Below are 20,033 nucleotides of genomic sequence, written 5' to 3' on the forward strand. Positions count from 1 at the left end.
AAGCGAGTAAAGCAAAGCAGATAAGCGAAGCGAATAAAAGCGCCAAACTGCCGCGACAGTCTGGCGCTTTTACTATGCTTTAAGGCTTAAACTTTCCAAAAATTCTTTCAGCCCTATTTTGCAAGCCATTCCTTGATACGGTCTGGATTATTCGCGATATATTTTTCCACTGCCTGCTCGTAAGAAGTTTCTTGTGCTTCGAACATTGCAGTTTCCAGTTCTGCAATCGGAATACTCATATTGGTAAGCAAAGCTACAACTTCAGGATTATCTTCCTTCAAGCCCTTACGAGCGATTGCATCAATATGCTCGGCACCGCCAAGCGCTTCTTGCGGATCATCAATATAGCGCAGCTTATATTTGCCAAACATCCAATGCGGGCTCCACGATGTGGCAACAAACCATCCATCCGTGCGTGTCGCCCGGTCCACCGTTGTCAGCATTGCGGCTTCACTGGAAATATTGAGCTTGTAATCAAGGCCATATTTTTCAATCGCTTCCTGAGAAAGACGGGTGAGTCCTGCCCCCGGATCGATGCCTTGAATTTCCCCCTTTAGCTTTTCGCGAATTTCCGGCTTTTTCAGATCTTCAATAGAACTGATTTCACTCTCCGGAATATATGTAGGCACAATCCAGCCAAGCTTTGCGCCTTCGTAGAGAGGCCCCAGATTGTCTACTTTATCTTCAATCCGCTTATAATAATCCGCATGCGTTTCGGGCAGCCATGCCATCATCATCGCGTCAATGTCACCACGGCTCACACCTTGATAAAGCGGCGCAACGTCAGTCTGTACCAGCTCTACTTTCTGACCGAGATTATCTTCGATCAATTTGGCGGCGAGTTTAGTCACGAATTCGGCATCCGACCAAGGTGCCCAACCGATTTTTACCGTTTTGGTTTCTTGCGCAAAAGCTGCGCCTGCGGTTATCGCACTCGCCACTAGAGCAGTGAAACCGAGTTTTGCTATTTTGGCTAACATAATTTCTCCCTTCCTAATTTTTCCAGTTCCCATTTTGTCAGACTTGTTGTTTCCGTAAGGGCGAATTTGGTTCTTTGTCCGAAACTCTGCGCGCGGGAACCAGTTTTTTGAAGAAACCCATTAGCCCGCTAGATCCCCCTTTGCCGAAGCTTTGTGTGATGCGATCAATGATAACGGCGAGAATGACGACAGCGAGGCCACCTTCAAAACCTTTGCCCACATCAAGACGCTGAATGCCTGTAAGAACCGTATTGCCAAGGCCACCCGCACCAATCATCGATGCGATAACCACCATTGAGAGCGACAACATGATAGTTTGGTTCACCCCTGCCATTATGGAAGGCAGCGCATTGGGAAGCTGCACTTTGAATAGAAGTTGGCGAGACGTACAACCAAAGGCGAGACCCGCTTCCACAAACTCATTATGAACTTGACGAATGCCTAAATTCGTTAGCCGCACCACCGGCGGCATCGCGAAAATAACTGTCGCAATGGTGCCCGGCACTGCGCCAAGCCCGAAAAACATGGCTGCTGGAATGAGATAAACAAAAGCCGGCATTGTCTGCATTAGATCGAGAATTGGCCGCACGATTGATGCGACCGAATCGTTTCGCGCCATCGCAATTCCAAGCGGAATCCCGATCACCACCGCGACAATCGTCGAAGCCAGTACGAGCGATAGGCTTTCCATCGTCCCGTTCCACAGCCCCATATGGATGATCAGACCCAGAGCCAGTGCTGTAAAAATTGCAAATTTCCAGCTAACGCGCCATAGCGCCAGCAAAGTTAGAATAGCGACACCTAAAAAAGATGGAATTGCAATCAGTAAGTTTTGAATACCATCAGTTAAAAAACCGATGATAGCTGCAATCGTATCAAGCGCAGGGGTAAAATGATCAAGAGTATAATTGACCGCTACGTCTGCCCAATCGCCGATATTAAAATTCAGTTCCATGGTTACTGTCCATTCGGATCGTGTGTTCTTGACGAGCTAGTTGTATGTTTCCAACAACTGGAAATTCTCGCCGGATAACCGGCAAATCATTACGCAGTCAGACCGCCCGTCCGAGCGTTTCCAATAGGGCAGACTTGCTGATCGCCCCAATGTAACGATTACGCCGATCAACCACCGGAAGCGGCCAAGGGGTCTCCGCCACTCGAAGCAGAAGCTCCGAAAGTGGCGCATCCGCGGCTATGGTTGCGCTGCTGACTTCTGCCTTGCTTGGCGAACCGCCTGCAGCAGATAAATCTTGCCGCGAAACAACGCCCTGGTAAATTTGATCAGAATCGACCCACACACCATAGTCTTTTCCGCTAGCATTCAGCCGATCCAGGGCGGTAGTTTTTTGCGAAGGATCAAGCACAATCAGCTCGTCCGGGCTTGCTACGTCAGCGGCTGTAAAAACCCGCGAAACATCGACATTGCGAAAAAAAGATCGCACATAATCCGTTGCCGGAGCAGACACAATCTCGCTTGGCGTGCCGATCTGAATGATCTTGCCGTGCTGCATAATGCAAATCCGGTCGCCAATACGCATGGCTTCATCAAGATCATGGCTGACGAATATAATAGTGCGGCTTTGCTGTGCTTGTAGTCGCTTCAGCTCGTCCTGCATTTCCGTGCGGATCAAAGGATCAAGCGCAGAAAACGCCTCGTCCATCAAAAGAATGGTCGGCTCACTGGCAAGCGCACGGGCCAAACCTACCCGTTGCTTCATACCCCCCGACAATTGGTCGGGCATGCTATTTGCATAGGGTTTGAGACCAACAGCATCCAATGCTGTCAACGCTTTTTCGTACCGCTCGGCTTCACCTATTCCGGCAACTTCAAGCCCAAACGCCGCATTATTCAAAACGGTACGATTGGGAAGCAATGCAAAGGATTGGAAAACCATGCTCATGTCACGACGGCGAAGATCAATTAAATCGCGCTTGGACATTTTGACGATATCACGACCGTCGATTTCAATAGAACCGCAGGTCGGTTCAATAAGCCGGTTGAGCAACCGTAAAAGAGTGGATTTACCTGAACCAGACAAGCCCATGATGACGAATACTTCACCCTCGAATATATCGAAAGCCGCGTCATCTACACCAATAGTCGCACCATAATCACTATGAATTTGGGCTTTTGATTGGCCTGCGCGCAATTCCTGCATTGCACGATCCGGGTCGTCGCCGAAGACTTTATAAACGCTCTTTAAGCTTATCTTTGTCTGAGCAGGCGACTTCATACTGTTATTCCCGTATAAATTACCATGCATTATGTTAACCCCGCTGTGCTGGCGGACTTAATCTCCTTTTGTTGAACAAAAAAACCCTCCTCTCGAGCCATGAGCCCGAGAAATACTTGTAACTCAACAAGCCCTTGAGGGTGATGATTGACGATTGATTGGTTTTTATATCTAGCATTTCGCGACATGTCCACCCGCAGCCGTGAATTCAGTCATTATGCACCGTTCCCATATTATATTTTCTAAGGTGCACGACGAACGAGAAATGGAAGTAGCATCGCTTCCCCACGAAATTACCCATTCTAACTTTGATACTATTCTGTTCGGAGAAAAAGACAGCGGCAAGCTGCGACAAATAAGGTACTAGCTGCGACATTGGCCCCTAGAATTGGCACCAATATTATCGATCAATTATGATCTTATTCGGCATAAACTGCGGAATTTAATTTTTAATCAGATCAGACTTAAATAAAGAAACGGCGCAAATATTGATCCGCGCCGCTTACTGCTCAAACGTTTTTCAGGCTTGATCTAACGATAAGCCATATAGCCGACAAAGCCGGTGATCTTCCATTTGCCATCATTTTTCCGACAGAAATAGAGCGTTTGCCAATTCAGGCGATCCTGCGAACCATCTGCTTTTGCTACGGTTCCATCGAATTTCTTTCGTGCCACGGCCACATCGCCGTTAATATCGATGACGCTAAGATTGGTAGCGCGATAAAGAGCTTCTTCTAAAGGTTCTGCATATTCGGTAGCAGCGGTTTCAGCGGCCTGGCGCAACCATTCATCACGATAGGAAGTAAGAGTATTAAAGGTCGCATCCCATTTGTCCGGGTCACGCTCTCCATGCGCATGGATACCAAGAAATCTTACCTCATCAAAATCATCGGCAACCATCGACCAATCTTGATTGAGGAATGCTGAAATATCTCGCTTTACAAGCATATCCCAGATTTGCTCTCGGTCCGGATCATTCGTAAATGGATTAGAATTCGTCAAACTAGCCTCCTCTATTTTAGTTTCCCGCGAGCTGCGACTGGCAACACATCAATGACATCCTCACCTGAGATCAGATGAACTTCATCAAATAAATTTGATACCACGCAGACATGATCTGGAACGATGCGGACACGATCACCCACTTTCAAACCCGCAACATTGCCTTTAACAATTCCATGCTCTTCACTCAGGCTCGTCACATAGGCTCCCGGCTGTTCAAGAAGTTCGCCATAATCTGGTAAGCCCAAAGTATCACTTGAGAGCGACTTTGATCCTGCATCGAGCACTACGCGATCTTGTGTTGGCTGGCTTATGACCGTGGAAAGTACAGTAAGCGCGCAATCGTCAATGCTTGCTGCACCTTTGGAAACCTGAAAACGGTCAAAGTAAATATAGGTACCGGGCCGATATTCCGTGATGACAGTCGCATCCGGTTTCCGCCACATATCCGGCGTACCACCACTGGAAATTATTTCACAATCAATATCATGAGAAGCGAGTAAATCACGCGCCTGACGCAACCAGTTTTCCGCTTCTTGCGGCTTACCACTTGCGGGATAGGTCATAAGCCCTCCAAAATGGAGGCCTTCACTGGCTTCTATCAACTGCGCGAGGGCCAAAGCTTCCTCTGGGGTCTGCACACCGCAGCGCCCCATGCCTGTGTCGCATTCAACCAACACTTTTAGTGGCCGGTTTTTATTGGTAAATCGACCCGCCAATCCTGCAATTGTAATCGCGCTGTCGGCAGTTACGGAAATGGTTATGCGTTGATGAAGCGCATAAAGTCGGTCGAGTTTTTTCTTACCCAAAATATTATAGGGAAGAAAAATATCAGCTATGCCCGCATCCGCCATGACTTCCGCTTCGCCCAATTTCTGGCAAGTAATGCCCACCGCTCCCGCCTCCAATTGTCGGCGTGCGAAAAAGGGCAATTTGTGGGTTTTGATATGAGGACGAAGCTTTACCCCGCAAGCATCCGCATGGGCCTGAGCTTTTTCAATATTGGACTGGACCCGATTTACATCAATCAGAATTGCAGGACTATCCACATCATGGATGGTTTTCGGCATTGTCATTTGTTTAATCTCCCAGCGGCAACCGCGGATTGTCGACTTTCAGCGTATTTAGGCTGTGTTTAATTCGGCGCAGACTTTCCAGCACAGCCGGGCCCTGAGCTTCAGCCGTAGCAGTGGCGATCATGTCTAAAATAGCAAGCAGTGCAAAACGCGAGGAAGTGGGCTTATAGAGGTTTCCATCTTCACGCGCTTCAAACGGTATGACGCAAGAAGCAGCTTTTGAAAGTTCTGAATCTGCGGCAGTGATAGCGACCGTCTCCGCGCCATATTGGCGAGCAACACTCATTGCCTCCACGACAGAACGCGCAAAACCGGAGATCGAAAACGCAATCACCGTAGTATCGGCATCCACAACAGCCGCATACATTCGCTGCAATTGCCCATCTACCTGCGCTACCACCGGAATGCCTAGACGAAACAGGCGGTTTTGCAATTCCACTGCCATCATCGAGGAAGTCCCGCCCGAGCCAAGACAAAGTACCGAGCGTGATTTTACAATCCGTTCCGCAACATTCATCACCACCGACATATCAAGATCGTCGCTGACCTGCTGAATAGCGGCAAGCGCATGATCGCGCACTGCCGATACGATTCGGCTTTCACGGACATCGCGTGCCGTCGGCTCATCGGATAAATATTGCCCGCCAATGGCCAGTGCTTGAGCAAGAAAAAGCTTGAAGTCTCTTATTCCCTCACAGCCGAGACGGCGGCAAAAACGCGTCACTGTCGGCTCACTAACTTCAGCGCGCGCCGCAATTTCTGAAATTGCCGCCTTCGAAGCATAATCGGGATCTGCCAACACCAACGCAGCCAAACGGCGGTCAGATTTTGACCCCGTCCGGGCAACCGAATGTATTCGGGAAATAATGTCGGCAACTGTATTCATGGAGCTATAACGGCAAACCGCTTTCCTTATCGAACAGACGAATATGCTCAGGCCGGGCTGTTACGCGAACCTGCATTCCCGGCTCTACATGAACGCGCTCACGGAAAATGACACGAACTGCCTCACCTGCAATCTGCCCATAAATATGTGTTTCGGGTCCAGTTGGCTCCACCACTTCCACTGAAAGCGTTACGCCTTTATCACCCTCCGCCAAGATAAAATTCTCAGGCCGGATACCTGCCTCAACCGCGCGTGTTGAAACCGAGCCGCCGCTTATTTCCAACTCTTCGCCTTGAATAGTACGAAACACCTGACCATCAATATTTCCGGGAATAAAACTCATAGAAGGCGAGCCGATGAAACTTGCGACGAATTTATTCGCCGGGTGGTCATAAAGATCAAGCGGCGCACCGATTTGCTGAATTTTCCCCTGATTCATCACCACGATACGGTCGGCCATAGTCATGGCTTCAATCTGATCGTGGGTGACATAAATCACCGTGGTTTTGAGCCGCTGATGCAGGCTTTTAATCTCCGTACGCATTTGCACCCGCAATTGCGCGTCAAGATTTGACAGAGGTTCATCAAACAAAAATACCGAAGGCTCTCGCACAATAGCGCGGCCCATTGCTACGCGCTGGCGCTGCCCGCCTGATAATTGTCGCGGATAATGATCAAGATAAGAGTGCAAATTCAGGATCGAAGCTGCCTTATCGACTTTTTCGCCGATTTCGGTTGCATCTTCACCCCGTATGCGTGGACCAAATGCAATATTTTCTCGCGCGGTCATATGCGGGAACAAAGCATAGGATTGGAAAACCATCGCAATATTGCGTTTTTGTGGTGGCGTGTCATTGGCTCGCTCACCACCAATGAGCAGATCACCACCCGAAATTGACTCTAATCCCGCGATCATGCGCAAGAGAGTGGATTTGCCGCAGCCAGATGGCCCGACAAGCACGAGAAACTCCCCGCTTTTAACATCCAAATCAATATTATTGAGAACATTTAACTGACCGAAGCTTTTGGTCAGGCCGCGCACAGAAACATCCTGCATCGGTTAATTTCCTCCAAGAATGTCTTTGATAAACGGTCGGCAGCCTGCGGTCAGACCAGCATCAACCGGCAAAACCGTACCTGTAATGCCCGATGCACGGTCAGATGCTAAAAACGCAACTGCCTCTGCCACTTCCTTGACATCGACAATCCTACCCATCGGATAAAGATTTTTCAGTTTTTCCAAGATAGCCGGGTCTTGCGCGATCCGATGATCCCATGCTGGCGTGCGAATCGATCCCGGACAAATTGTATTGGCGCGCAAACCTTTTTGACCATATTCAACCGCTAATGCCCGCGCAAATGCGTTAATTCCAGCCTTGGCAGCCGCATAAGCGGGGTTGCCAAAATGCGCAAGCGCATTGACGGAAGAAATAAATACAAACGCGCCCCTGCCCCGCGCAGCCATCGCCTCGGCCAATAATGTGGAAAACGCCGCCACACCGGTGAGATTGAGATCTATTTCTGTGCTTATTTTTTGCTGATTAAGCCCTTCAAAAGACTCAGCCCGCGTCCATCCGGCATTGTTTATGACAATATCTGGCGCACCGTTTTCCTCGATAATGCGCTGAACAACCTCGTTTAAACTGTTGGAATCCGTTAGATCAAATTGATAGCGGCTTGAGAATTTGCTCGCTTCCATCGCCGCAAGCTGAGTGTCACATCCGATAAGCATCGCGCCACGGGAAGCAAATAATTCCCCCAACGCATTACCTAGCCCACCACCGGCGCCAGTTATTAATACGGATTTCCCAGCGAACTCGCTTTTAAGCTCCACCTGATTTCCCCTTGAAGATGCGCTTTCCGCGTCTGTTAATTTCTCCAAGGTAAAATTGTAAATGTAAGTTTGCAACAAAACTTTTTGCTTGAAACGCAAGAAATAGCGGATAATGTAAGAAAACAACAAAAATAATGTTCAGATCGCATTGCGAAAAACGAGGGAACTGCAAATGGCTATAAGCAAATGGAAGGCTGGCCTTCTGGCTGGATTGAGTATTTTGGCACTTGGTGCCGCCGCACAAGCTGGCGAAGTCCGGATGACGGTTGCGGAATATAGCTCCAAGACTGGACCATATTTCGAAGAGGTGAAAAAAGCTTTTGAAGCTGAGAATCCCGGCATCACACTTAATTTCGAAATTGTGCCATGGGATGTTCTACTTCAGAAACTGACCACGGATATTTCTGCCGGCACCAATGCGGATCTTTCCATCATCGGTACACGCTGGTTGATTGACTTTGTCGATCAAGATATTGCCGAACCGCTAGACGGTTATATGGATGATGATTTCAAGGGGCGCTTTATTGAGACTTTCCTCTCGCCTTCCGTGATGAATGGCAAAACCTATGGCTTGCCCATCGCTGCGTCTGCGCGCGCCATGTATTACAATAAAGAACTCTTTGAGAAAGCTGGAATTGAAAACCCGCCGGCGACATGGGACGAGCTTAAAGCCGATGCTGAAAAGATTAAGGCTTTGGGGGGCGAAAATTACGGTTTCGGCCTACAGGGCAAAGAAATTGAGACCGATGTCTATTTCTATTATGCCATGTGGTCCCAAGGTGCGGGAATTCTGAATGAAGATGGCACATCTGGGCTTGGAACGCCCGGCGCGCTCGAAGCAGCCAAGCTTTATAAAACATTGATCGATGAGGGACTTACCCAGCCTGGCGTTACTTCTTATTCCCGCGAAGATGTGCAAAACCTCTTCAAGCAAGGCAAAGTCGGGATGATGATCACCGCGCCGTTTTTGTCCAATCAGATCAAAGAGGAAGCCCCAGATCTTAAATATGGGGTGGCGGCCATTCCGGCCGGGCCAACTGGCGCACGCGGCACCTATGGCGTGACCGACTCGGTCATCATGTTCCAAAATTCGAAAAACAAAGAAGAGGCCTGGAAGGTTCTTGACTTCTTGTTCCAGACGGATTGGCGCGCCAAGTTTACGCAGGGTGAAGGCTTTTTGCCGGTAAACAAAGAAGAAGCGAAGATGGATTATTACGTTAATAATGCCGATCTTGCTGCCTTCACCGCACTACTGCCAGACGCACGTTTTGCGCCAGTCATTCCAGGCTGGGAAGAAATTGCTGATATAACATCCAACACGATGCAGAGCATCTATCTGGGACAGGTCGAGCCAGAGGCTGGACTAAAAGATGCGGCCGCTAAAGCGGATGCCATCCTGAAAAATTAAATTTCCCGCTAGTCCGGCAATGTCATCTGATATTGCCGGACGCTTTTGATGGGATTTATGTTCCATGCATAGTCGCTCCCTGCCTTATTTTCTGATCTTACCCAGCCTTCTGCTCGCCGCAGTGGTGATTTTCTGGCCGGTTGTTCATCTGGTCGAAATTGCCAGTCATAATGTTAACCGGTTTGGTCAACTGCGTGACTTCAATGATGGCGCAAATTTTGCCGCTCTTTTTGCCTCGCCTGACTTTATGAATGCTCTTTGGCGAACGGCATTTTGGACCATCGCCGTTGTCGGCGGAGCTCTGTTGGTTTCAATCCCGGTAGCTATTATTCTCAATATGGATTTTTATGGCCGCTCGGTCGCGCGTGTTATTGTCATGTTGCCATGGGCTGTTTCGCTCACAATGACTGCCATAGTTTGGCGATGGGCGCTGAATGGCGAAAGCGGAATGCTCAATTCCGCTCTGCGTAATCTTGGGATTATCGATACCAATATCCAATGGCTTGCCAGTGCTGTGACTGCATTTCCCATGCAGATTATGGTTGGTATTCTTGTCACTGTGCCGTTCACAACAACTATTTTTCTTGGGGGACTATCGTCCATTCCCGACGATCTTTACGAAGCGTCATCCTTGGAAGGGGCTAATCGCTGGCAACAATTTTGTGAAATTACCCTGCCCTTGCTCAAACCATTCATCAATATAGCGATCGTGCTGAATACGATTTATGTGTTTAACTCTTTCCCCATCATCTGGGTGATGACGCAGGGCGGACCGGCTAACTCTACCGATATTCTGGTGACGCATCTTTATAAGCTCGCTTTTCGTCTTGGAAAATTGGGCGAAGCGTCGGCGGTGTCCTTAATAATGCTCGCAATCTTGCTGGTTTTCACCGCCATTTATATCCGTATATCGATGCGGAGCGAAAAAATATGAACACGCTCAAGATAAAACGTACAATCATCGCATGGGCAGTACTGTCACCGCTTATTGTTTTGACGGTGTTCCCATTTGCCGTGATGTTTCTTACCGCGGTCAAACCCGCTCAGGAAGTGCTTTCTCCGCATTGGTGGCCGACCACTTTCCGTTGGGCTAACTTTTATGAAATGTGGGTGACGACCGGTTTTGGCACCGCTTTACTCAACTCGTTTTATGTTTCGCTCATAGCATCATTAGGCGCTATCATAGTTTCGATCCCTGCCGCCTATGCTATGTCGCGGTTTCGTTTCGCGGTCCATGGTGCGTTCCGGCAGTTTTTGCTGATCTCTCAAATGATCTCGCCCATCGTCTTGGTGCTCGGATTATTCAGATTGCTTGCTGCATATGACTTAATCGAAAGCGTAACAGCGGTAGGCGCAATCTATATGGCGTTCAATATCGCGTTTACCGTTTGGATGTTGCAAAGCTATTTCGATACGATCCCGCGTGATCTTGAGGAAGCTTCTTGGATGGAAGGTGCGGGGCGAACGCGCACACTCGTTAAAATTTTCCTGCCCCTTTGCCTACCTGCTATCGCTGTCACGGCCATTTTCACCTTCATCAATGCGTGGAATGAATTTGTTGTGGCTTTGACCATGCTGCGCAGCCAAAGCAGCTATACGCTTCCAATCCAGGTTTTCTCGCTTGTCGCAGGCCGTTATACGGTCGAATGGCACTATGTTATGGCTGCAACACTTGTTGCAACGCTTCCCGTCGCAATCCTTTTCGTCTGGTTGCAACGCTATCTTATCAAGGGATTAGCGCTTGGCGCCGTCAAATAACTGGAGAATATAATGTCTAAAAAACAGGTCTACGGTACTTCTCAGGTTCCACTTTCGCCAGCAGTACGTGCAGGCGATATGGTCTATATTTCGGGACAAGTACCAACCGGACCAGATGGACAGATCGTCGATGGCGGAATTGAAGCGCAAACGAAACAAGTTATGGAAAATGTAAAAGCCGCACTCGCGCTGGCGGGCGCGTCAATGGAAGATGTTGTTAAAACAACGATCTGGATCGAAGATGCCCGCGATTTTGGGCGGATGAATGCAGTTTATGCAACCTATTTCCCCAAAGATCCGCCAGCGCGTACGACTGTTGAATCCCGGCTGATGCTCGATATCAAAATCGAAGTCGAAGCAATCGCCTATGCGCCTTTGAAATAGTTTCTCTCTCAAAGCAAAAAACAAAAAAGCGCGGGAATTCCCGCGCTTTTTTTTTACTCAGCCTATTTTATCAATTGGCCAGTAATGTCGAAATAAACGGTACGTAAGTAACAAGACCAAGCAACAGGAACAGAGCAGCATACATGCTGACTGCCTGACGTGTGAAATCACCCACTGTGACCTTGGCAATATTACAAACCATCAGCATCACAGTGCCAACCGGCGGGGTCAGCGTTCCGATGGAAAGGTTGATGATCACGACAATACCGAAGTGAACCGGATCAATACCAAGGGCATGGACGGTCGGCATCAAGAGCGGCACCAGAACAATCATCAATGCAGTGCCTTCGATCAGCGCGCCGAGCAGCAACAAAATAACGTTAACTGCCAGAAGGAATGCATAAGGATTGTCGGTGAACGAGGAAATTAGGTTCATCAGCGCGACGCCGGCCTGTTCAAGTGAAAAGACCCACGCAAGTGCTGAAGATGCCATGATAACGAGCATTACCGAAGCAGTGGATTTTGCTGTTTCAACCAGCGAATCCACAACATGCGAGATGCGCATCTCACGATAGATAAAGAAGCCAATAATCAGCACCAGCGTAACAGCAACCGCACCCGCTTCCGTGGGCGTGAAGATGTTCATGCGGATACCGCCAAGAATTGCAAAAAGCAGCAAAACGGCAGGCCATGCAGACGCAAGTGTCGAGGCAACTTCTTTCGCTGGCATACGATACGTACGGCTTGGCTTATAGCCACGCTTGACTGATGTCAGATAGGCAGCAACCATCAGAATGGCCGCACCCAGCAGGCCAGGAATGATGCCAGCCATGAACATCTTGCCAATCGAAACGTCAGCAATCAGACCATAGATGATCAGCGCGATGCCGGGAGGAATAATCGGCGTGATCAGGGAGCCAGCAGCGGTAACGGCGCAGGAAAATGCCTTGTCATAGCCACGCTTGACCATTTCCGGTACCATCATGCGGGTAAGCATAGCGCTGTCTGCAAGGTTCGACGCACTAACGCCGCCCATCAGGGTAGATACCATGATGTTGGTAAGTGCCATGCCACCGCGCATGCGGCCAACAAGAATATCAGCAACTTTGATCAGACGTTCGGCGATGCCGGTATGCGACATGACCGTACCAAGCATAATGAAGAACGGAATGGCCAGAAGCGAAGTGTTCTGCGCTGGACTGATGAAGCGCTGCACAGCAATTGCGATTGGCATCGGGTTGAAGAACAGAAAATATGTAAATACGGCAATAAGAATGCCGACATATAGGCGCATGTTAAGCGCGATAAGCGCCAACATGATAAGGACGATTGTGGTCAGGCTCATGCCTTGTCTCCCGCAAATGCGGCGCGCAAGGTCTTGAAAGCGCCGGAGAACATGTAGAATGCAATGATGACGAAACCAACAGGAACGGCAATGTCGATCCAGAAGTAGGAAACGCGCAGTACGCTGGTCACCTTAAACTGTGCCCCAATCGCCAGTTTGTATCCGGCATAGGAAACATAAAGCAGGAACAGACCGGAAGCGATACCAACAATTGCGTTGATCAGATCGCGGATTTTTGCCGGAAATGCATCAACCAGCATAGGAATATGCAGATGCTGCTGGTCGCGCTCTGCGGCAACGCTACCGAGCATCACAATCCAGATCATCAACAAACCGGCAATTTCTTCGGTCCATTGTATAGGCTGATTAACCCAGTAGCGCATGACGACCGCTGCATTAAACAAAGCAAGCAGAACGAAAAGTGGCGCTGATGCCAACCAGTCTATCAGTTTTTCAAAAATTTTCATCGGAACAAATCCATGAAGATGCCATGCCGCAGACGAGCTGCGCCATGGCAATATCCGAATTAAAGTGAATTATTTCAGTTCGGCCTGAATCTTCTCATAGAGACCCGGTGACCACTCAGGGAACTGGGTGTAGACATTTTCAGCCAAGGCTTTGAAAGGAGCGCGATCGACTTCGATGACTTCGACGCCAGCTTCTTTCATTTTTTCGATCATTTCATTGTCTTTTTCGATCGTCAGCTTCTGGCTGTAAAGACCTGCATCATAGGCAGATTCATGGATCATCTTCTGCTGCTCTTCCGTCAAGGTCGAGAAGAAAGCTTCACCACCGATGATCAAAGCAACGTTGGTCAGATAACCAACCATGCTGAGATATTTGGCTTCTTCTTGGAATTTCTGGCCATAGAGAACGGAAATCGGGTTCTCAACGCCATCAATCACGCCTTGCGCCAATGCCGGGAAAGTTTCGCCAAGCGGCATCGGCGTTGGGGTTGCGCCCATAGCTTCAAAAGTCTTGATCTGCATGACATTGTTTGGCACGCGGATCTTCATACCCTTGAGGTCATCAGGGGTGCGGATCGGCTTTTTGGAAATGATATGACGAATGCCGTAGAGATAGTTCGGCATTACAACGCGAATGCCTTTCTTTTTCAGCTCTTCAGCCTGCGCGTTAAACCATTCGCCATCATATGCCTTGAAAAGCTCGGCCGGATCATCGGTCAAAAACGGACCATAGAGAATGCCTAGATCTGGCTGATATTCAGCCAAAAAGCCCACATCAGAAATGGTGACAACATTCAGACCCATCATGGCCTGTTCAGTCACGTCTTTCTTTGAACCGAGCTGCGAGCTGGGATAGAGTTCGAGGATGATTTCACCGTTTGAACGCTTCGCCAGATCGTCTTTCCAGTAATGCATCACTTCATCAAAAGGTTCGCCTGGATTATTTTCGTAAGCGACCTTGATCGACACATTGGCAGCAAGAGCTGCCATGCTGCCGGCAAGCAACATACCCGCTGCAACGACACCGGTAACAAATTTCTTCATTACTACTCCCTCCCTTCAGGGTGCTAGTGGCCAATTGGCCTGTTTTGGCTGAAGCCCCGTGCATTTCCTTCCCTGCACGAAGCCTGTTCATCACGCTCGTTCGATCACGATTTTTAGAACGTTACGGTCCCCATCCCAGAAAGGAAGCGCTGCTTCAGCCTCCTCGAACGGAAAAACGCGTGAAATCAATTGGTCGGCATCAGCACCGAGTTTTTCCAGATGCTTGATCACCGCCTCAAAATCACTCAGCGTCGCATTGCGCGAGCCCATGATGTCGAGTTCCTTGAGATTGAAAAATTGGGTTTGATAGGTAACCGGTGCCTTGGAATAGCCAACATAGACAACACGGCCCGCAAAGCCCGCCATATCAACGGCTTGTGTGAAGGTAATTGGCAGGCCCACCGCTTCAAAAGCCACATCGACGCCATCGCCATTGGTCAATTCCTGAACCTCAGCCACTGCATCCTCGCCGCCTGCCAGGACATGGGTTGCACCAAATTTCAAAGCAAGTTCGCGCTTTTCTGCGCTTGGATCAATCGCAATAACTTTGGCACCGCGCGCAACCGCACCCAGCAAAACACCCATGCCGATCATGCCACAGCCAAGCACCACAACCGTGTCATCCGCATCCACACGCCCACGCTCAACCGCATGAAAGCCCACAGAAAGCGGTTCAACCAGTGCCAGATGGCGCGGTGGGAGGGTCTCATTGATGATGAGCTTTTCAGCCGGCAGCACGATTTGTTCTGCCAAACCGCCATTTTGCTGCACACCGAGGGTTTTATTGTAACGGCAAGCATTGAGCCTGCCCTTGCGGCATGAAGAACATTCGCCGCAATTGGTATAGGGCATAACGATAACGCGCTTACCCTTGGCAAAGGCTGCATCGACCCCCTCGCCTGCTTCAATGATTTCGCCACCGATCTCATGACCAGGAATACGCGGCAGCTCAGCCAGTGGATTGAGGCCTTTAAATGTATTCAGATCACTGCCGCAAAGCCCGACATGCCGCACATCCACGCGGACATGGCCCGGCAATAATGGGGCTTCGTCAATTTCCGCAAAGCGCGAAACGTTTTCGCTCTCAATACGCAGAGCTTTTACCATTGGATTATTCCTGTCGGTTTCATGCTTGTCTAGGCGATCAAGTAACAGCGCCCACTTGCCAAGGAACGAATTCGTTGTCCCCGTAATCGAAGATTTCACTCAGCGTCTTTTCGCCCGAGGCGACTGCAATAATCTGTTCAAAAATGCGCTCGCCCGCCTGTTCGATGGTTTCTTCACCGGTGACGATACTGCCGCAATTGAGATCCATATCTTCCTTCATGTGTTCATACATTTCGGAATTGGTCGCGATCTTAATGCAAGGTGCGGGCTTGAAACCTGAAACGGAACCGCGCCCGGTGGTAAAGCAAACGACATTGCAACCACCTGCGACCTGACCCGTTACAGCAACCGGATCGTAACCAGGCGTGTCCATAAAGACAAAACCCTGCTCGGTGACAGTCTCCGCAAATTCGTAAACAGCTTTCAGTGGCATTGACCCGCCTTTGGCGACAGCACCCAGAGATTTTTCTAAGATCGTCGTCAATCCGCCAAGCTTATTGCCATGCGATGGATTATTATTGAGCTCATCACCATTGCGCGCGGTATAATCCCGCCACCAGTCAATACGCTGCAAAAGCTTTTCCGCTACAGCCGGTGTGACGGCCCGACGCGTTAAAAGATGTTCAGCGCCATAGATTTCGGGCGTTTCCGACAGCACAGTAGTGCCACCATTGCGCACGATCAAATCCGATGCATAGCCGAGCGCCGGATTGGCCGATATGCCTGAATATCCATCCGAGCCACCGCATTGCAGTGCAACCTTTAGCTTTGATAGCGGCTGCTCGGTACGCTTTGCAGCATTGACCATTGGAAGCATTTCTTTGATCTGCTCAATAGCCGCTTCGATGGTTTTGCGCGTACCGCCATGCTGCTGAATTGTCATCGTGCGCAGACGGTCGCCTTCCTCCATCCGATAATGCTCAAGGATCGGAGCAATCTGGTTGGTTTCGCAACCCAGACCGATCATGAGAATGCCACCGAAATTTGGATGTTTGGCATAGCCCTGAATAGTGCGGATCAGCAGGCGATAGCCTTCGGATTTGGTATTAATCGCACATCCTGTGCCGTGGGTCAGCGCGACCACCCCGTCAATATTATCAAATCCGTCCAGACCACCCATTTTGTTGAAATAGTCTGCGATATAGCGTGAAACGGTGGCTGAGCAATTCACTGATGCAATGATCCCGATATAATTGCGCGTACCTACACCGCCATATCCGCGATCAAAGCCCATGAAAGTGCGGCGCTCGGCTTCCGGCACCATTTCGCGCTCTTCAATATCAATCGAGAACTGATGTTCATGTTCTGAAGGTAGCATTGCGAGATTATGAAGGTGAACAGCTTCACCAACCTCAATATCCCTGGTTGCGACGCCGATAACCTGGCCATATTTCAGCACTTCCTTGCCTTCGGGTATCGGGTGAAGGGCAACTTTATGGCCACGGCCAATCAACTCGCGCGCAATGACATCATTGAGCCCGATTGAATCTCCCGCTCTGATAGAAACCCGCGCGACTGCAACATCATCCGATGGATGCAGCAAGATTACCGGGCTAATTGTGGATACGACCTTCTCATTCATTTTCTGATCCCGATCCGAATTACCTCTTGGTCAGATTTCAACTTCCCTCTCCGACCGTAAAGGCTCATTTTCCATCCAGCGCTGTTTGGACATATCAAGATGCATTCGCATGGCGGCTTGCGCCATGAATGGATCTTTAGCCTCCAGTGCCGCATAAATTTTTTCATGCTCCTCAAAAGCGAGAAGCCATGTGTCGTCTGTTTCAAACCGGGTTCTCATCTGAGCAGTTAATGGCTTGTGCCGCTCATCAAATAGATCCCTCACCATTCTGGTTACGACCGAATTTCCAGTTTGTTCTGCGATGATTAGATGGAATTGCCGATCGAGTTCGATGGCTTTGCGGCTAAGCGAGATCTGAGCCTGCATCGCGTCAAGATTGGCGCGCAGCCGCTCAAGCGCTTCAGAGCTCATCTGGTGACACGCAAGAACAATGGCACTGCCTTCGATAACCGACCGGGCCTGAATGATTTCAAGCGGGCTTTCACCCATCGATCCGCCCAATATATTGGGCCGCTCTTCCGGCTCGGCGGTGGCATAAATGCCCGACCCCATGCGAACTTCGACATTGCCCGCAATTTCCAACGCAATGAGAGCTTCACGCAATGATGGACGCGATACGCCCAGCAAGAGCGCAAGCTCACGCTCAGCGGGAAGCCTGCTTCCAGCCGGAAAATGCCCATCCCGGATCAGCTGCCTGATCCTGTCTGCGATCTGCAGATAAAGCCGCCTCGGCTCCATCACACCAATCATTTCGTTCATAAGTTCTCCCAAACTGGCCTTACCATATTTTGATATGGTTTAAAGCGCAATATGCCCTAACATGTTGTTATTGCTATATTTTGAAGGTCGGTGCACTTTTGTCGCACCCTATATTAGCCTCGTTGAGAAGACTGGCTTGACCAATTTTCAGGTGAGGATTAGCTATTCTCAACTCAAAATAGGAGGGAAAATGAGCGCTCAGCCTTCGATTCTGCAATTTGGGACCAGTCGTTTTTTGCTCGGTCATGCAGATTTTTTCATATCAGAAGCACTGGAAAATGATCGTGCAATCGGCACGGTGGCCATTGTGCAAACTACCAATAATCCCGATAGTGCAAAGCGCATTGAGGCGCTCAATAGTGGCGAAGCTTACCCGGTAATCATTCGCGGCCTGTCCAATGGACAGCCTATTGATAAGCAGTATCAGACCAAAAGCGTGTCAGCAGCCTATATCGCCAATCGCGACTGGGAGATGATTCGCCAGCTTGCGACAAGCGTTAAAGCGATTCTCTCTAACACCGCTGATAAAGGCTATTTGCTCAACGAAGCTGATGATGCCAGCCTTATCGATAATCCACATATTGTACCGGCCAGTTTCCCTGCCAAACTATTGGTGCTGCTCTATAATCGCTGGGAGAAAAACCCCTCCGAACCGCTATCAATTTTTCCATGTGAGCTGATTTCTCGCAATGGCGACATATTGCGTAAAATCGTTCTTCAGCTGGCGCAGGAATGGAAACTTCCGGCTGATTTTGTCAGATGGATGAATAATCAATGTGTTTTCGCCAATAGCCTTGTGGATCGCATTGTTTCAGAACCGATTGATCCTGTTGGCGCAATCGCCGAGCCCTATGCTTTGTGGGCTATTGAAAAGGCACCGGGCCTCACCCTGCCTTGCGAGCATCCCGACATTGTGCTGACCGATAATCTCACAGTTTTCGAGCAGCTGAAACTTTATATTCTCAATCTTGGCCACACATTCATTGCCGAACAATGGCTGAAAGATAATCGCCCAAAAGAAGAAATTGTTCTTGAAGCCATGCAGGATAAATCTATCCGCGATGAGCTTGAAGCCGTATGGCGGGAAGAAGTTATACCTATTTTCATCGCGGATGGACTGGAAAAAGAAGCGCAAGAATATGTCGTTTCAGTGCGTGAGCGTTTTCTCAATCCGTTCCTCAAACACCGCATTGCCGACATCGCGTCTAACCATGAGGAAAAAAAGCAGCGTCGCTTTGCGCCTGTTATTGCCCGAGCTGGCGAACTTGGTCTGAATTTACCGCAAGCACGCTTAAAAAAAGCGCTCGGCATGACATGAATTCAACATAGTATAAGATGAATTAAATTATGTGCGAGAATTACTGCGGCAGCTTTCAGAAGAAAGCTGCCGCAGATTCTTTAATATTTTACATTTAAATTACTTTTCCGTCACGAATTCACACCGATTTACATCGAAATCAATCGCGGCGATAATATTTGGTAATATAAATATCTGTCACTATTCGCAGCACGAATAATAACAACTCCCATCAGCCTGAAAACTGCGTGCGGACGGGATAAAGTGATATAATACCAGCCTCTTGATTTTTGAAGCATATTGTAAATTAAACAACTTCACTTTGTCGTGAGTTCATAAGATACCCTCTGCTTATGTTCATCATTATATCTGTAATACTTTGTAAGATATACTTAACAATACCCCTATTTATTATTGGCATATTATTATATTCTATACATCTTACCTAACCTGACCGCGTGCACAATCCACGTGAAGTAAATCGATTTGTATTTATCAAAAAGCATCAGTGCATTGTTTGCCGGTTAAGCGATAAAATATCGCGCGCGTGAATGGCTGGTGGGTTTATTAGCCTTCGATTAATAGCTGTGTTATTGTTGTCGTTCCACAAAATAAAAGAAGGACATCACATGACAATCGGGTATGAAGATCTGAATTCTCCGTTCATTGCTGGACAGTATTCTTATAAAGATAAACTTATTGATGTTGGGCAATCACAAATTTTAGACTGGGAAACCGATTCAACGATCCGATTTAGGCCGTGTGGACGAATTGACTCAGGTATTGGCCTGAGGATTCCACGAAGGAATCCAGTGTGATTCATGGATTGCCGACTGATTCTGGAGGTCGGCATGTCCACGAAGATGACGG

Annotated in this window: 19 protein-coding genes; 5 read left to right on the top strand and 14 right to left on the bottom strand. The window is 48.9% G+C overall.

Annotated features, from left to right (window positions below; translation table 11 throughout):
* Positions 1–113: 113 nt before the first annotated feature.
* The 8 genes from C7374_RS14095 to C7374_RS14130 form a co-directional block, all read right to left on the bottom strand.
* Positions 114–980, bottom strand: a complete 867-nt coding sequence (locus C7374_RS14095; RefSeq protein WP_111576263.1) for a glycine betaine ABC transporter substrate-binding protein — start codon at positions 978–980, stop codon at positions 114–116.
* Positions 981–1,017: 37 nt separating this feature from the next.
* Positions 1,018–1,935, bottom strand: a complete 918-nt coding sequence (locus C7374_RS14100; RefSeq protein ID WP_111576264.1) for an ABC transporter permease — start codon at positions 1,933–1,935, stop codon at positions 1,018–1,020.
* Between the two features lie 97 nt (positions 1,936–2,032).
* Complete coding sequence (proV, locus tag C7374_RS14105) at positions 2,033–3,214, bottom strand: glycine betaine/L-proline ABC transporter ATP-binding protein ProV (RefSeq protein ID WP_111576265.1); 1,182 nt, start codon at positions 3,212–3,214, stop codon at positions 2,033–2,035.
* 531 nt (positions 3,215–3,745) lie between these two features.
* The gene (locus C7374_RS14110) at positions 3,746–4,162 is read right to left on the bottom strand and encodes a nuclear transport factor 2 family protein (protein ID WP_111576281.1); all 417 of its coding nucleotides are present in this window, start codon (positions 4,160–4,162) and stop codon (positions 3,746–3,748) included.
* 65 nt (positions 4,163–4,227) lie between these two features.
* A complete protein-coding gene (locus C7374_RS14115) occupies positions 4,228–5,292 on the bottom strand; it encodes a D-TA family PLP-dependent enzyme (protein ID WP_111576266.1) in 1,065 nt (354 codons plus the stop codon).
* A 4-nt stretch (positions 5,293–5,296) separates the two neighbouring features.
* Positions 5,297–6,178: a MurR/RpiR family transcriptional regulator gene (locus C7374_RS14120; RefSeq protein WP_111576267.1), complete on the bottom strand. Its 882-nt coding sequence runs from the start codon at positions 6,176–6,178 to the stop codon at positions 5,297–5,299.
* Positions 6,179–6,182: 4 nt separating this feature from the next.
* On the bottom strand, positions 6,183–7,235 hold the full coding sequence (locus tag C7374_RS14125; protein WP_111576268.1) for an ABC transporter ATP-binding protein: 1,053 nt from the start codon (positions 7,233–7,235) through the stop codon (positions 6,183–6,185).
* Positions 7,236–7,238: 3 nt separating this feature from the next.
* Positions 7,239–8,012, bottom strand: coding sequence for an SDR family oxidoreductase (locus C7374_RS14130; protein ID WP_111576282.1), 774 nt, complete (start codon positions 8,010–8,012; stop codon positions 7,239–7,241).
* Between the two features lie 172 nt (positions 8,013–8,184).
* Here C7374_RS14130 and C7374_RS14135 point away from each other — a divergent pair, with 172 nt between their 5' ends.
* From C7374_RS14135 to C7374_RS14150, 4 genes are all read left to right on the top strand, one after another.
* On the top strand, positions 8,185–9,420 hold the full coding sequence (locus C7374_RS14135) for an ABC transporter substrate-binding protein (RefSeq protein WP_111576269.1): 1,236 nt from the start codon (positions 8,185–8,187) through the stop codon (positions 9,418–9,420).
* Between the two features lie 64 nt (positions 9,421–9,484).
* Positions 9,485–10,354: a carbohydrate ABC transporter permease gene (locus C7374_RS14140; protein ID WP_111576270.1), complete on the top strand. Its 870-nt coding sequence runs from the start codon at positions 9,485–9,487 to the stop codon at positions 10,352–10,354.
* A complete protein-coding gene (locus C7374_RS14145) occupies positions 10,351–11,178 on the top strand; it encodes a carbohydrate ABC transporter permease (protein WP_111576271.1) in 828 nt (275 codons plus the stop codon). The genes C7374_RS14140 and C7374_RS14145 overlap by 4 nt, the downstream gene beginning before the upstream one ends.
* Positions 11,179–11,190: 12 nt before the next feature.
* On the top strand, positions 11,191–11,562 hold the full coding sequence (locus tag C7374_RS14150; RefSeq protein ID WP_111576272.1) for a RidA family protein: 372 nt from the start codon (positions 11,191–11,193) through the stop codon (positions 11,560–11,562).
* A 70-nt stretch (positions 11,563–11,632) separates the two neighbouring features.
* Here C7374_RS14150 and C7374_RS14155 read toward each other — a convergent pair whose 3' ends face one another.
* From C7374_RS14155 to C7374_RS14180, 6 genes are all read right to left on the bottom strand, one after another.
* Complete coding sequence (locus C7374_RS14155) at positions 11,633–12,907, bottom strand: TRAP transporter large permease (protein ID WP_111576273.1); 1,275 nt, start codon at positions 12,905–12,907, stop codon at positions 11,633–11,635.
* Positions 12,904–13,374, bottom strand: coding sequence for a TRAP transporter small permease (locus C7374_RS14160; protein WP_111576274.1), 471 nt, complete (start codon positions 13,372–13,374; stop codon positions 12,904–12,906). The genes C7374_RS14155 and C7374_RS14160 overlap by 4 nt, the downstream gene beginning before the upstream one ends.
* A gap of 69 nt (positions 13,375–13,443) precedes the next feature.
* Positions 13,444–14,418: a C4-dicarboxylate TRAP transporter substrate-binding protein gene (locus C7374_RS14165; RefSeq protein WP_111576275.1), complete on the bottom strand. Its 975-nt coding sequence runs from the start codon at positions 14,416–14,418 to the stop codon at positions 13,444–13,446.
* A 90-nt stretch (positions 14,419–14,508) separates the two neighbouring features.
* Positions 14,509–15,525, bottom strand: coding sequence for a zinc-binding alcohol dehydrogenase family protein (locus C7374_RS14170; protein WP_111576276.1), 1,017 nt, complete (start codon positions 15,523–15,525; stop codon positions 14,509–14,511).
* A gap of 37 nt (positions 15,526–15,562) precedes the next feature.
* A complete protein-coding gene (locus C7374_RS14175; RefSeq protein ID WP_111576277.1) occupies positions 15,563–17,107 on the bottom strand; it encodes a UxaA family hydrolase in 1,545 nt (514 codons plus the stop codon).
* 30 nt (positions 17,108–17,137) lie between these two features.
* Positions 17,138–17,866 carry a FadR/GntR family transcriptional regulator gene (locus C7374_RS14180; protein WP_111576278.1) on the bottom strand — a complete coding sequence of 243 codons (729 nt, stop codon included), beginning with the start codon at positions 17,864–17,866 and terminating at the stop codon, positions 17,138–17,140.
* Between the two features lie 190 nt (positions 17,867–18,056).
* Between C7374_RS14180 and C7374_RS14185 the strand changes: the two genes are divergently transcribed.
* Positions 18,057–19,184 carry a mannitol dehydrogenase family protein gene (locus C7374_RS14185; RefSeq protein ID WP_111576279.1) on the top strand — a complete coding sequence of 376 codons (1,128 nt, stop codon included), beginning with the start codon at positions 18,057–18,059 and terminating at the stop codon, positions 19,182–19,184.
* Positions 19,185–20,033: the final 849 nt, after the last annotated feature.

This window comes from Falsochrobactrum ovis, from assembly GCF_003259955.1.
In the GTDB taxonomy this organism is placed as follows: domain Bacteria; phylum Pseudomonadota; class Alphaproteobacteria; order Rhizobiales; family Rhizobiaceae; genus Brucella; species Brucella ovis_A.